The sequence below is a fragment of the Amycolatopsis sp. 505 genome, from assembly GCF_031625235.1.
Taxonomy (GTDB): domain Bacteria; phylum Actinomycetota; class Actinomycetes; order Mycobacteriales; family Pseudonocardiaceae; genus Amycolatopsis.
In genome coordinates this window covers 402,127-415,659 of record NZ_JACKQP010000009.1, presented here as the reverse complement: position 1 = coordinate 415,659, position 13,533 = coordinate 402,127, and the positions used below count along the sequence as shown (strand labels likewise).

Genomic DNA, 13,533 nt, shown 5'->3' with positions numbered 1-13,533 from the left:
GCGGGCCGGAAGGTTGAGTCATGCGGCGGCGAGAGTTCCGCCCAATGCCCGAACGCCCGCGGCGGTGAGCTCGGCCCGCGTCCACTGCCCGACGGCGACGGCCCGCGCGGGCCGGATCAGGCCGGCCCGGGCCAGCTGGTGCGCGGTGGCCTGGTCGCAGCAGGGCAGGCCGTCGACCCGCAGGTCGGGCTCGCAGCTGCAGGTGAGTTCGGCCCGTCCGGCCCCGACGGCCCGCAGCATCGCCATCGCGCGGCGATTCAGTTCGGTGGTCATCTCGGTCATCCCCCTCTGGTGGTGCTGACAAGGAGGAGACGTGGCCGGCGTCACCGAATACGCGACTTCGCGCAGGGTCACCCGATCGGCTCAGGTGCGCTTCCCCCAGCGCCGGTCGTCCGGATCCTCACCGCGGCTCAGGGCGTCGAGGTAGGCCCGGTCGACGGCGAACCGGGCGGCGATTTCCGCGCCCCGGGCGACGGCGCCGTGGCCGGGGATGAGGACATCGACCTCTTCGGCGACGTCTTCCAGCCGGTCGAGGACGGCTCGGTAGGTGCCGGGTTGCTCGTCGCGGCGGGGGTCGAGGAGCGGGATCAGGACGTCGGAGAGCAGGTCGCCGGCGATCAGGACGCCCCGATCGGCGAGGAGCAGGGCGGCGTGCCCGACGGCGTGGGCGTCGTGCTCGATGACTTCGCCGGGGAGCGGGTGGCCGTTCCCGGGCAGCGGGGTGAGCCGCGCGATCGGTTCAAGGGGAATGTCCGGCGCGGTGTCCCGGGCCATGGCCTGGGCGCGTTCGCGGGCTTCGCCGGCGATGCGCGCGTTGGCCGCGGTGCCGTAGCGGGGGACGTCGCCGAAGCGCGGGTGCCAGAGCAGGTGGTCGAAGTGCGGGTGGGTGGAGAACCCGGCGACGACGGGGGAGCCGAGCCGCTCGAGGTCGTCGGCGAGTTCGTTCAGTTCCGCGCCCCGGATGCCGGGGTCGACGAGGACGAGCCCGGCGTCGGTTTCCACGACGGTGGTGTTGCTCCAGACCCAGTCGCTCTGCCGCACCCAGACCCCGTCGGCCACCTGGTTCAGCACCGGGTCAGAGCCGTTCCTGCAGAGCGTCCGCCGCGGCCAGGAGATCCGCCGCCCAGCGGGCACCCGGCTTCCGGCCGATCCGCTCGATCGGTCCCGACACCGAAACCGCCGCCACGACCGTGCCCGCCGAATCCCGCACCGGCGCCGAAATGCTCGCCACGCCCGGCTCGCGCTCGGCCACGCTCTGCGCCCAGCCGCGGCGCCGGACCTCGAGGAGCGTGCGCTCGCCGAAGACCGCGTCGGCCAGGATGGTGCGCTGGGTGTGCGGGTCCGCCCAGGCCGCCAGGACCTTCGCGCCCGAGCCCGCCGTCATCGGCAGGCGCGAACCCACCGGCACCGTGTCGCGCAGGCCGCTCGGCGGCTCGGCCGTCGCGACGCACACGCGCTGGACGCCGTCGCGCCGGTACAGCTGGACGCTCTCACCGGTGACGTCGCGCAGTTTCGGCAGCACCACGCCCGCGGCGTCGAGCAGCGGGTCCGTCGAACCGCCCGCGAGCTCGGCCAGCGCCGTGCCGGGGCGCCAGCGGCCGTCCGGACCGCGGCGCAGCAGCCGGTGCACCTCCAGGCCGACCGCGAGCCGGTGCGCGGTGGCCCGGGGCAGGCCGGTCCGCGTGCACAGTTCCGCGAGGCCGCAGGGGTCGTCCGCGACCGCCTGCAGGACGGCCACTGCTTTGTCGAGTACTCCGATACCGCTATGCTGTCCCACGACCCGATACTAGCGTCCCGCACTTTGGGAAGTCCAGCATCTGGGAAAACCCTGAACTCGAGCTGCGCCCCTCCTTCGCGGCTCGCACCCGATCTCGCAGGTGCGCGCCCGAGTTCGTCGACGAACCGTGGAAGGAGCCGGAGATGACCAGCCCGACCGGCAAGGCCCGCACGCTGGCGGAGAAGGTGTGGGACAGCCACCTCGTGCGCCGAGGCGAAGGCGCCGAACCGGACCTGCTCTACATCGACCTCCACCTGCTGCACGAAGTGACCAGCCCGCAGGCCTTCGACGGCCTCCGCCTGGCCGGGCGGCAGCTGCGCCGCCCCGACCTGACCATCGCGACCGAGGACCACAACGTCCCGACCGTGGACATCGAGCTCCCCATCGCCGATCCGGTCTCGCGCACCCAGGTCGACACCCTTCGCCGCAACTGCGCGGAGTTCGGGGTCCGGCTGCACCCGATGGGTGACGCCGAGCAGGGCATCGTGCACGTCATCGGCCCCCAGCTCGGCCTGACCCAGCCCGGCATGACCGTGGTCTGCGGCGACAGCCACACCTCGACGCACGGCGCGTTCGGCGCCATCGCCTTCGGCATCGGCACGTCCGAGGTCGAGCACGTCATGGCCACCCAGACGCTGCCGCTGCGTCCTTTCAAGACGATGGCGATCACCGTCGACGGGCAGCTGCGCCCGGGCGTCACGGCGAAGGACATCATCCTCGCGGTGATCGCCAAGATCGGCACCGGCGGTGGCCAGGGCTACATCCTGGAGTACCGCGGCTCGGCCATCGAGGCCCTCTCGATGGAGGCCCGGATGACCGTCTGCAACATGTCGATCGAGGCCGGCGCCCGCGCCGGAATGATCGCCCCGGACGAGACGACGTTCGAGTACCTGAAGGGCCGCGCCCACGCACCGCAGGGCGCGGACTGGGACGCGGCGGTCGAAAACTGGCGGCAGCTGCGCACCGACGACGGCGCCGAGTTCGACGCCGAAGTCCACCTCGACGCGAGCGCGCTGACCCCGTTCGTGACCTGGGGCACCAACCCCGGCCAGGGCCTCCCGCTGGGCGCCGAGGTGCCGGACCCGGAGGCGATCCCGGACGAGAACGACCGCATCGCCGCTGAAAAAGCCCTGTCCTACATGGACTTGAAGCCCGGCACGCCGCTGCGTGAGATCGCCGTCGACACGGTCTTCCTCGGCTCCTGCACCAACGGCCGGATCGAGGACCTGCGGGCCGCGGCCGAGGTGCTGCGCGGGCGGAAGGTGGCGGAGTCGGTCCGGATGCTGGTGGTGCCCGGCTCGATGCGCGTCCGCAAGGCCGCCGAGGCCGAGGGGCTCGACCAGGTCTTCACCGAGGCGGGCGCCGAGTGGCGCCAGGCCGGCTGCTCCATGTGCCTGGGCATGAACCCGGACCAGCTGAAGCCGGGCGAGCGCAGCGCGTCGACGTCGAACCGCAACTTCGAGGGCCGGCAGGGCAAGGGCGGCCGGACGCACCTGGTCTCGCCGCTCGTGGCCGCCGCCACGGCCGTGCGGGGCACGCTGTCGTCGCCGGAAGACCTGCTGACCGCCGCCCGCTGACCACCCGAGGAGCTACAGCCATGGAACCGTTCACCCAGCACACCGGCGTCGGCGTCCCGCTGCGCCGGTCCAACGTGGACACCGACCAGATCATCCCGGCGGTCTACCTCAAGCGGGTGACCCGGACCGGGTTCGAGGACGGCCTGTTCGCCGCCTGGCGCGGCGACGAGAACTTCATCCTCAACCAGGGGCCGTTCAAGAACGGGAGCGTGCTGGTCGCGGGCCCGGACTTCGGAACCGGTTCCTCCCGCGAGCACGCCGTCTGGGCGCTGATGGACTACGGCTTCAAGGTCGTCATCTCCGCCCGGTTCGCCGACATCTTCCGCGGCAACTCCGGCAAGGGCGGCCTGGTGGCCGCCCAGTGCGAGCAGCACGACGTCGAGCTGCTCTGGAAGCTGCTGGAGAACGAGCCCGGCACCGAGGTCACGGTCGACCTGGAGACCAAGACCGTGCGGGCGAAGGACTTCACCGCGCCCTTCCAGATCGACGACTACGTGCGCTGGCGGCTGCTGGAAGGTCTCGACGACATCGCGCTGACGTTGCGCCATGCCGGTGAGATCGACGCCTTCGAGGCGAGCCGCCCGTCCTGGAAGCCGACGACGACGCCGGTCGCCGCCGGCTAGTGGTATGAGGGGCGGAATCGCTTGCCAGGCAAGCGATTCCGCCCATTTTTTGGTTTCGCCGAACAGCCCTCCGCGAGCCTGTCATCGCGCTTCGGCGTTCGCCGGAACCCGTCCCAGGGCAAGGGAAAGTTCCGCACGCCGGTTGGAATCGGGCTGCCTTGGTAATACCGTTGTGGCCAGCCGGCCGACGCGGCCGTGGATCCTTCCTGGAGGACTGGACATGGCCAACAAGGCCCAGCTGATCGAGGCGCTGACCGAGCGCCTGGGCGACAAGAAGGCCGCTGCCGAGGCGGTCGACGGTCTGGTCGACATCATCATCCGGACGGTCAACAAGGGCGAAAAGGTCAACATCACGGGCTTCGGCGTCTTCGAGAAGAGGGCCCGAGCGGCCCGGACGGCCCGCAACCCGCGCACGGGCGAAGCGGTCCGGGTGAAGAAGACGAACGTGCCCGCGTTCCGCGCGGGGACGACCTTCAGGGACGTGGTTTCCGGAGCGAAGAAGCTGCCGAAGGCGACTCCGGTCCGGCGCGCGACGGGGACGACGGCTGCTTCGCGCGCGGCTGCGGCGAAGCCGGCGGCGACGGGTTCGACGGCTACGCGGACCAGGGCAGCGGCGGTCAAGCCGGCGGCGACGCGCACGGCTGCGACTCGGACCGGGGCGACGCGGACGACTGGGACGCGGACGGCGGCCACTCGGACGACGTCGGCGAAGGCGGCGGCCGCGAAGCCGGCGACCACGCGGACTCGCGCCACGGCGGCGAAGCCGGCGGCTGGGGCGAAGTCGGCTACGGCAGCGAAGTCGACTACCGCTGCGAAGTCGACGACGGCGGCGAAGTCGGCTACGGCGGCGAAGTCGACCACGGCCGCGAAGCCGGCCACGGCGGCGAAGACGACCACGGCCCGCAAGACCCCGGCGGCCAGGACCACCGCGGCGAAGACCCCGGCCCGCCGAACCTCAGCCGCGGCGAAGAAGGACTGAGCCGCCCGAAACTGTCGTACCCCTGCGGTAACGTGAAATCAGGGGGACCCCCTGGGGGCGACCCCCTGCTAGACGAGCAGCTTTTCGGCAGGGCCCCGCGCGAGGTGCGCGGGGCCCTGCCGCATGTCCGCACCCTGCGGCGGAAGGGATCCACGCCCGGCGGCGCGGCCGGCGCGCTGGGATGGTCGGCTTGCGCGCCTCGGCGGTCGGCTTGCGTTTCGGCGGCCGGCTTGTGCCTCGGCAGTCGGCTTGCGCCTCGGCAGTCGGCTTGCGTTTCGGCGGTCGGCTTGCGTTTCGGCGGTCGGCTTGCGCCTCGGCGGCCGGCTTGCGCCTCGGCGGCCGGCTTGCGCCTTGGCGGTCGGCTTGCGTCTCGGCAGGACGGGCCCGCGCGGGCGGTCGGTTCGCACGCCTGGACGGTCGACTTCGCACCCGGAGGTCGGCTCGCGTGCCTGGGTGGTCGCTTGCCCACCCGGGTGGTCCAGGTTCGCGCGCGAGCATGGTCGGCTCGGGTACCGAGCGGGACTGTCCGTACCTGAAACGCCAGCTTGGGTACCCACAGCGTCGGCTCGCGTACCCGGACGGTCGGCTCACGTACCCAGGGTGTCGGATCCTCGCGAGCCCGGACCAGCCGGCCGAGCCGCAACCCAAACCGGCGCCCCGCAACCGATCCCCGCCGAACGCACCACCGACTCCGCGGAACGGATGGGAAGTCACCCACCGCCTGCGCCGCCGCAACCGCGGGTGCCGGGACCGGTTCCGTCCAATTTCGCGAAGTTGCTTGAGCGCCCGGCCGAGTGATGCCACGCTGCGTTCCTCGGGCCCGCGTCCGGCGGGGCCGGCCGTGGGCGAGGCGAACCTGGGGGCGAACCACCATCGACATCCGGCTGCTCGGCCCGTTCCACGTGCTCGTCGACGGTTCGCCGGTCGTGCTGACCAGTTCCCGCCAGCGCGCGCTGCTCGCCACGCTCGCGCTCGCCGCCGGGCGGCTCGTCTCCATCGATGCCCTCGCCCGGGGTGTCTGGGGCGAGACCCCTCCCGCGCACATCCGGGGCAGCCTGCAGACCTACGTCATGCGCCTGCGCCGGCTCTGCGGCGAAGACACCGTCGTCACCGAACCGGACGGGTACCGGCTGGTCGTCGACCCGTCCCGGGTGGACGCCCTGCGCTTCCTCCAGCTGCTCGACCAGGCCGCCGCCGCGGCGGAACCCGCCCGCCGCCGGGAACTGCTCGCCGCCGCTCTCGACGGGTGGGGTGTTCCGCTCGAAGGGGTCGGCTCTCCCGCGCTGGCCGCCGAATGGGGGCCGCTGCTGACCGAGCGGTACCTCTTCGCCGTCGAACAGCGGATCGACCTCGACACCGGGCTCGTCCCCGATGCGCGGCTCGTCGCCGAACTCACCGACCTCGTCGCCCAGCACCCGCTGCGGGAGTCGTTGTGGGAACGGCTGGTGCGCACCCTCGCCCGGTCCGGGCGCCGGGCCGAAGCGCTCGCCCGCTATGCCGGGCTGCGGGCGTTGCTGGCCGACGAATTGGGCGTCGAACCCGGCGAAGACCTCCGCCGCCTGCACGCCGAACTGCTCGCCGCCGACGCCGATCCGGCCGTCCACACCGTTCCGCGGCAACTGCCCTTCGACGTCGCCGGCTTCACCGGCCGCGGCCCCGAACTGGCCGAACTCGACCGGCTGCCGCCCGGGGACGGCTCCGGCATCGTCGTCATCGAGGGCACCGCCGGCGTCGGGAAGACGTCCCTGGCCGTGCACTGGTCCCACCGCGTCCGCGAGCGCTTCCCCGGCGGCCAGCTGTTCCTCGACCTGCGCGGCCACTCCGCGGACACCCCGGTCACGCCCGGCGCCGCGCTGGCCGGCTTCCTGCGCGCCCTCGGCGTCCCGGCCGAGACGCTGCCCTCCACTGTGGAGGAACGCTCGGCGCTGCTGCGCAGCAGGCTGGCCGGCAGCCGCACCCTCATGCTGCTCGACAATGCCCGCGACGCCGACCAGGTCCGCCCGCTCCTGCCCGGGCCCGGGAACCTCGTCGTGGTGACCAGCCGCAACCAGCTGCGCGGCCTCGTCGCCCGGGACGGCGCCCGCCGCATCGCCCTGCGGTCCTTCGACGACCGCGACGCGGCCGCGCTGCTCGCCGGCAGCGTCGGGCCGCAGCGCCTCGCCGCCGAACCCGACGCCGTCGCCGAACTCGTCCAGCTCTGCGGCCGCCTGCCGCTGGCACTGGCGCTGGCCGGAGAACGCGCGTCCCGGTTCTCCGGCGTCTCGCTCGCCGGAATCGTCGAAGAACTCCGCGACCAGCGGCTGCGCCTCGACACCCTCCGGGATCCGCAGGACGCGGGCACCGATCTGCGGGCCGCGTTCTCCTGGTCGTACAAAGCGCTGCGCCCGGCCGCGGCGCGCTTCTTCCGGCTGCTCGGCCTGCACCCCGGCCTCGGGTTCAGCCTGGCCTCGGCCGCCGCGCTGGCCGGCGCCGACCTGCGGGACGCGCGGGAACTCGCCGACCAGCTCGCCGCGGCCCACCTGCTCAACCAGCCGGGCACCGACCGCTACCAGTTCCACGACCTGCTGCGCGTCTACGCGGGCGAGCTCGTCGAGTCCGAGACGACCGAAGCCGAACGCGCGGCGGCGCTGCGCCGGCTCGTCGACTGGTACCTCGCCGGCGTCGCCGAAGCGAACAAACTGGTCCGGCCCGACCTGCTCACCGAGGACATCACGCTCGACCCGCCGCCGGTGCCCGCCGTCCGCTTCGCGCAGCACGAGCAGACGATCGCCTGGTACACCACCGAACGCCAGGCCCTCACCGCGCTCGTCGGCATCGCCGCCGAGCACGGCTGGACCGCGCACGCCTGGAAACTCGCGTGGCTCCTGCGCGGGTTCTTCGCCGAACGCCACGACCGCGACGACTGGATCACCACGGCCCGCGCGGCCGTCGCCGCCACCCGGGACGCCGGCGACGGCATGGGGCTCCAGTACAGCGCCAACAACCTCGGCTCGGCCTACCTGCGCACCCTCCAGCCCGACAAGGCGATCGAGGCGCTGGAGGAAGCGCGCGCGGCGTCCGAGGGCGGCGACGGCACCGCGCTGACGGTCGCGATCCTGTCCAACCTCGCCGGCGCCTACTACGTCCGCGCCGAATACGCCGAAGCCGAGCGCTACGCCCTCAAGGCCGTCCACCTCGCGCGCGACCACGGCCAGCGCACGTTCGTGCCGCACGCGCTCCTCAACGTCAGCGCCAGCCGCATCGGCCTCCGCGACTACGACCACGCGGCCGAAGCCGCCCAGTCCGCCCACGAAGCCTTCGCGGAACTCGGCGACCGCTACCACGCGGCGCTCGCGCTGGGGAACGTCGCCGAGGCCCTCGAAGGAGCCGGCCGGCACGAAGAAGCGGAGCGGGCCGGGCTCGACGCGCTCGCCGAGCTGAAGGAGCTGAACGCCGACTACGGCACGATCGACGTCCAGATCACCCTCGGCCGGCTCAAGCACCGCACCGGCCGCGCGCACGAAGCGGGCGGCCACTGGGCCGAGGCGCTGACCGTCAGCCAGCGCCTCGGCGACCCCCGCGCCGCGGAGGTCCAGGCCCTGCTGGCCACGGTGCCGACAGAAACCCCCTCGCCCGGGGATGCGCCGTACCCCTAGCCCGGCGCAGCCCAGCGGGACCCGGGACAAGTACACCAAGATCGACTGTCACGCCGCTGTCTCGTCGTGACAGCGGGGGCGCGGCGCCTCAGGAGTGGCTGGGGGAGGGGGCCGGGAGGGCGCTCGGGTGGTAGTCCGCGGCCAGGAGCACCGGGCCTTCGGAGTCCGTCGGCGGGCGGAACGACAGCACCCAGAACGAGCCCTTCTTGCTCGGCACCACGCCGCCGCGCGCGGCCGAGATTTCGACTCCGTCCCGGTCGGCCAGCGCGCTCACCAGGTCCGGGATCACGCCGCCCTGGCTGCACACCACCGGTGTCCCGCCGTCGCCGGCCACGGCCAGCAGGCGCGCCACGCCCAGGACCGGGTCCGGCCAGTAGCCCTCTTCCGAGAACAGCGGCTCGTGGCGGACCTCCGCCGTGACGTCCTCCGCCACCCCGTGGACCGTCTGCACGCACCGCAGCCGCGGGGCCGACAACACCCGGTCCGGGCCGAACAGCGACAGCACCCGGCGCAGCGCCGCCGCCTGGCGCTGACCCGCTTCCGACAGCGGCCGGAGGTCGTCGTCGCCCGACCACTCGTCGCGCTTGCCCGCTTTGGCGTGCCGCACCAGCAGCAGCGTCGTCAGGCCCACCGGGAGCTCGCAGAACGCCCGCAGCACCCGGACGTCCTCCGGGCGCGTCAGCAGCTTCTCCGCCGCGATCGAGTCCAGCCAGCGCAGCTCGTCGACCTCGTCGTTCGCCGCGAACTCGCCGGAAACCGCTTCCGCGGCGAAGTAGTCGACCGTCTTCGGCACCGTCCCGGAGCCGTTCCGCGCGGGCACCGGGTACGCCGACCGGACCAGGTAGCGGCCCAGGACGGCGGTGAACCCGGTCTCCTCCCGGACTTCCCGCACCGCGGCCTCGGCGATCGTTTCGCCCTGGTCGAGCTTCCCCTTCGGGAACGACCAGTCGTCGTAACGCGGGCGGTGCACCAGCGCGACCTCGGTCACGCCCCCGGCGAGGCGCCACAGCACCGCGCCGGCCGCCCGGACTTCCTGGGTCATCCGGCGGCCCCGTGCAGCTTCGCCAGCTCCAGCTGGTGGTCGCGCACGCGCGAGCCGTCGGCGGGGAACGGCGACCACTCGCCGCTCGCGGTCAGCACCCAGCAGCGCGTCGCCGGGTCCAGCGCCGAGTCGAAGATGTTGTCGAGCTGCGCGGTCAGCTTCGGGTCCTTGACGCGCACCAGCGCCTCGATCCGCCGGTCGAGGTTGCGGTGCATCATGTCCGCGCTGCCGATCCAGTGCGTGCCGCCGGCGCGGAAGTTGAAGATCCGCGAATGCTCCAGGAACCGGCCGAGGATCGAGCGGACGTGGATGTTCTCCGACAGCCCTTCGACGCCGGGCTTGAGCGTGCAGATCCCGCGCACCACGACCTCGACCGGCACCCCGGCCTGCGACGCGTGGTAGAGCGCGTCGATGACCTGCTCGTCGACCAGCGAGTTGCACTTGATCCGGATCCCGGCGTCCTGCCCGGCCCGCGCCAGCTCGATCTCCTCGCCGATGGCGCGCACGATGCCGCGGCGGATGCCGTGCGGCGAGGTGAGGATCGTCCGGTAGGTGTCCTGGCGGGAGTAGCCGGTCAGGACGTTGAACAGGTCGGTGACGTCGGCGCCGATGCTCGGATCGGCGGTGAACAGGCCGATGTCCTCGTAGAGCCGCGCTGTCTTCGGGTTGTAGTTGCCGGTGCCGATGTGGCAGTAGCGGCGGATGGTCGAGCCCTCCTGGCGCACGATCATCGACACCTTGCAGTGCGTCTTCAGCCCGACCAGGCCGTACACGACGTGCACGCCCGCACGCTCCAGCGTCCGCGCCCAGGTGATGTTGGCCTGCTCGTCGAACCGCGCCTTGATCTCCACCAGCGCGACGACCTGCTTGCCCGCCTCGGCGGCGTCGATCAGGGCGTCGACGATCGGGGAGTCACCCGAGGTCCGGTACAGGGTCTGCTTGATCGCGAGGACCTTCGAGTCGGCCGCCGCCTGCTCGATGAACCGCTGCACGCTGGTCGAGAACGAGTCGTACGGGTGGTGCACCAGCACGTCGCCCTCGCGCAGCGTCGCGAACACGCTCTTCGGCGTCTCGCGCTCGCCGAACGCCGGGTGCGTCGCCGGCACGAACGGCCGGTCCTTCAGCTCCTTGCGGTCCACAGCGGACAGCTGGTGCAGGCAGGTCAGGTCGAGCAGCCCGGGCACCTCGACGACGTCCGCCGGGTCGACGTCCAGCTCGCGCAGCAGCAGCTCGAGCATGTGCTCGCTCATGTCCTGCGCGACCTCGAGGCGCACCGGCGGGCCGAACCGGCGCTGCGCCAGTTCGCGCTCGAGGGCCTGGAGGAGGTCCTCGTCCCGGTCCTCGTCGACCTCGAAGTCGGCGTTGCGGGTGACGCGGAAGACGTGGTGCTCGGTGACGTCCATGCCGGTGAACAGCTCGCCCAGGTGCGCGGCGATGAGCTCTTCGAGGGGCAGGAAGGTCGCGGTCCGGCTGGTGCGTTCGGTTTCGACGCGCATCAGGCGCGGCACGTTGCTCGGCACCTTGACCCGGGCGAAGCGCTCGGTGCCGCCTTCAGGGTCGCGGACCGTCACGGCGAGGTTGAGCGAAAGGCCGGAAATGTACGGGAACGGGTGCGCCGGGTCGACGGCCAGCGGCGTCAGGACCGGGAAGATCTGCTCGGAGAAGTAGCTGGACAGCCGGAGCTGGTCGGCGCCGGCGAGGTCGGCCCAGCCGACGATGTGGATGTCCTCCTCGGCCAGCTGCGGGCGCAGGTGCTTCTCGAAGGCGCCGGTCTGCCGCTCGACGAGGTCCTGGTTGCGCTTGGCGATGTAGCCGAGCTGCTCGCGCGGGGTGAGGCCGTCCGCGCTGCGGACCAGCAGGCCGGTCTCGTCGCGGCGCTTCAGGCCGGCGACGCGGACCATGTAGAACTCGTCCAGATTGGACGCGAAGATGGCGAGGAACTTCGCCCGCTCGAGCAGCGGCTGCGACTCGTCCTCGGCCAGCGCGAGCACGCGGGCGTTGAAGTCCTGCCAGGAGAGTTCGCGGTTGAAGTACCGGTCGTCGGGCAGCGTCTCGACGGCGGTCGGCGCGACGGTGACCGCGGGCGGCGCCGACGGGACGGCCCGGAACTCCTCGGCGTTGCGGGCGTTGCCCTGCGTGGCGCTGCGGCGCCGCGTCGTGGCCGGGGTGGCCGCGGGCGACGTGGTCTTGCGGCTCCTCGCCTTGCCGGCGGTGGCACGGGCGGCGGTGTCGCGCGCGGTGGACTTGGACGGCACCTTCTTGGCGGGGGTGCTCTTCTTCGCCGTCTCCGAAGATCCGCTGGCCGGGTTCCGTCGCCTCCGCGGTGCGGGCGTGCCGCCGTCGTCTGTGCTCACGGCCCCCATTCTTCACTACGTCAGGCGGAATTGCGCAGACCGCGGTGAAGGTCAGATGAACAGCTCGGCGCGGTAGGCCGAGGTGTGTTTCCCGACACCCAGGGCGAGCACGTGAGCGAGATCATCCGGGGTGTCGACATCGCTGCGCAGGGTCGGCAGGGCCCCGCGCAGGGGGACGGCCCCGAACGCGGCGTGCAGCCGCGCCGAGCCGGGCCCGAACCGCGGATCGAGGGCGGCTCCGGGTGCGGCGAGCAGCAGGGTGGTGCCGGTGCCCTGGCGATCGGCGACGAAGGCTCGTTTGCCGGCGGCTTCGGTTTGGGCTTCGGCTAGGGCGGCGGTGAGGTCGCCGGCGCGAAGGGCGGGGAGGTCGGCTTGAAGGGCGCCGACGGCGGCGCCGGGATCGTCGGCTTTGAGCAGGGCTTCGCCGTGCCGGAAGGCGGCGTTGAGGGTCTGTTCATCGGGTTCGCCGACAATTTCGACCCCGAGTTCAGCCAGCTCGCGGACGGCCCCCGGATCGGCGGCGACGACCAGCACCCGCCGAACCCGAGCACTGGACGTGACGGCGGCAAGCGTGTCTCTGGCGAAGGCGAGGACCAGGCCGGGATGGTGGGCGGGTTCGACGGCACCACGCAGCCGCGACTTGCCGTCACGGGGGTGCTTGAGGGGTACAACCAGGTCCACGTCCACGTGTCCATCTTTACCCGAAAGCCGAGAGGGGCGGGGGTGAGTGGGGCGGGTTGTCCACAGACGACGGGGGTTGTGGACAGGTCCGCCAGGGGGTGGGGCTTGGGGCGGGGTTTTGACGGCTGGGGGCGATAGCGTCAATTCGGTGGTGGTTCCCCCTGGGAGGGCGGGTTGCGGCTGGGTGGTGTTGGCGCTGCTCGGTGGTCGCGAATGACTCATTCGGGACCTCGGACGTCTCGAATGAGTCATTCGCGACACCGCAGGTCCCCGGTGCGCCCGCCGACCCGGGATCGGCTCCTACTCGCTCCGGCAGGCTCCGCCGATGCGCCCGCCCACTCGGGACCGGCTCCCTTTCTCTTCGGCAGGGCTCCGGCGAAGCCGGAGCCCTGCCGAAGAGATTTCGCCGGACCGAACGGCACGTTGACGCCGGACTTGCACCCCGCCCAGGCCTGCCCCGCCGCCCCGATCCGAAGCCAGCACGCGGACGGTGGTGCCGGGTCAAGGCACGCTTTCCCGCCTTGACGCGGTACCACCGGCCGTAGTGACAATCACGGCTTCGGGGTGGTGGGCATCGAGCTGCTTGGCGGGCTTGGTGGGGCGGGCGCTTCCTGCCCAGGCGATCCGCCCGCCGGGACCGGCCTGAGCCTTGGCGAGCCGGCGAGGCTTGCGGTGTCGCGAATGACTCATTCGGGACCTCGGACGTCCCGAATGAGTCATTCGCGACCTTCGAGGAGCGCCGGCACCCCGCACCAGCCGAACTGTGCCGGGCCCCGCCTTGGGAGGGCGGGGTTGCGTTTGGCGGCCCGAGCCAGGCTGAACCGATCCTCGCCGGGGCGGCACGGCTCGGCTGGGCCCGGCCCGG

At 72.5% G+C, this 13,533-nt stretch carries 10 protein-coding genes; 4 read left to right on the top strand and 6 right to left on the bottom strand.

What is annotated here, in order from left to right; translation table 11 throughout:
- Positions 1-18: 18 nt before the first annotated feature.
- From H5965_RS32815 to H5965_RS32805, 3 genes are all read right to left on the bottom strand, one after another.
- Positions 19-273: a hypothetical protein gene (locus tag H5965_RS32815; protein ID WP_310974649.1), complete on the bottom strand. Its 255-nt coding sequence runs from the start codon at positions 271-273 to the stop codon at positions 19-21.
- A gap of 90 nt (positions 274-363) precedes the next feature.
- Complete coding sequence (locus tag H5965_RS32810) at positions 364-1,071, bottom strand: MBL fold metallo-hydrolase (RefSeq protein ID WP_310974648.1); 708 nt, start codon at positions 1,069-1,071, stop codon at positions 364-366.
- A 4-nt stretch (positions 1,072-1,075) separates the two neighbouring features.
- Positions 1,076-1,777 carry an IclR family transcriptional regulator gene (locus H5965_RS32805; protein ID WP_051183801.1) on the bottom strand — a complete coding sequence of 234 codons (702 nt, stop codon included), beginning with the start codon at positions 1,775-1,777 and terminating at the stop codon, positions 1,076-1,078.
- A gap of 143 nt (positions 1,778-1,920) precedes the next feature.
- Here H5965_RS32805 and leuC point away from each other — a divergent pair, with 143 nt between their 5' ends.
- From leuC to H5965_RS32785, 4 genes are all read left to right on the top strand, one after another.
- Complete coding sequence (leuC, locus tag H5965_RS32800) at positions 1,921-3,354, top strand: 3-isopropylmalate dehydratase large subunit (RefSeq protein ID WP_310974647.1); 1,434 nt, start codon at positions 1,921-1,923, stop codon at positions 3,352-3,354.
- 20 nt (positions 3,355-3,374) lie between these two features.
- Positions 3,375-3,977: a 3-isopropylmalate dehydratase small subunit gene (gene leuD, locus H5965_RS32795; RefSeq protein ID WP_310974646.1), complete on the top strand. Its 603-nt coding sequence runs from the start codon at positions 3,375-3,377 to the stop codon at positions 3,975-3,977.
- A gap of 220 nt (positions 3,978-4,197) precedes the next feature.
- The gene (locus H5965_RS32790; RefSeq protein ID WP_310974645.1) at positions 4,198-4,956 is read left to right on the top strand and encodes an HU family DNA-binding protein; all 759 of its coding nucleotides are present in this window, start codon (positions 4,198-4,200) and stop codon (positions 4,954-4,956) included.
- A gap of 926 nt (positions 4,957-5,882) precedes the next feature.
- Entirely contained in the window at positions 5,883-8,591 is a 2,709-nt protein-coding gene (locus tag H5965_RS32785; protein ID WP_310974644.1) for a BTAD domain-containing putative transcriptional regulator, read from the top strand.
- Between the two features lie 88 nt (positions 8,592-8,679).
- Here the strand turns inward: H5965_RS32785 and H5965_RS32780 are convergent, their stop codons facing one another.
- From H5965_RS32780 to cofC, 3 genes are read right to left on the bottom strand one after another with little or no spacing between them, the layout of a single operon-like run.
- Positions 8,680-9,633 (bottom strand): NUDIX hydrolase, encoded by a 954-nt coding sequence (locus H5965_RS32780; RefSeq protein ID WP_310974643.1) that lies wholly within the window; start codon positions 9,631-9,633, stop codon positions 8,680-8,682.
- Positions 9,630-11,996 carry an RNA degradosome polyphosphate kinase gene (locus tag H5965_RS32775; protein WP_310974642.1) on the bottom strand — a complete coding sequence of 789 codons (2,367 nt, stop codon included), beginning with the start codon at positions 11,994-11,996 and terminating at the stop codon, positions 9,630-9,632. Before H5965_RS32775 ends, H5965_RS32780 begins: the two co-directional genes overlap by 4 nt.
- A gap of 42 nt (positions 11,997-12,038) precedes the next feature.
- Positions 12,039-12,674, bottom strand: a complete 636-nt coding sequence (gene cofC, locus H5965_RS32770; RefSeq protein ID WP_310974641.1) for a 2-phospho-L-lactate guanylyltransferase — start codon at positions 12,672-12,674, stop codon at positions 12,039-12,041.
- Positions 12,675-13,533: the final 859 nt, after the last annotated feature.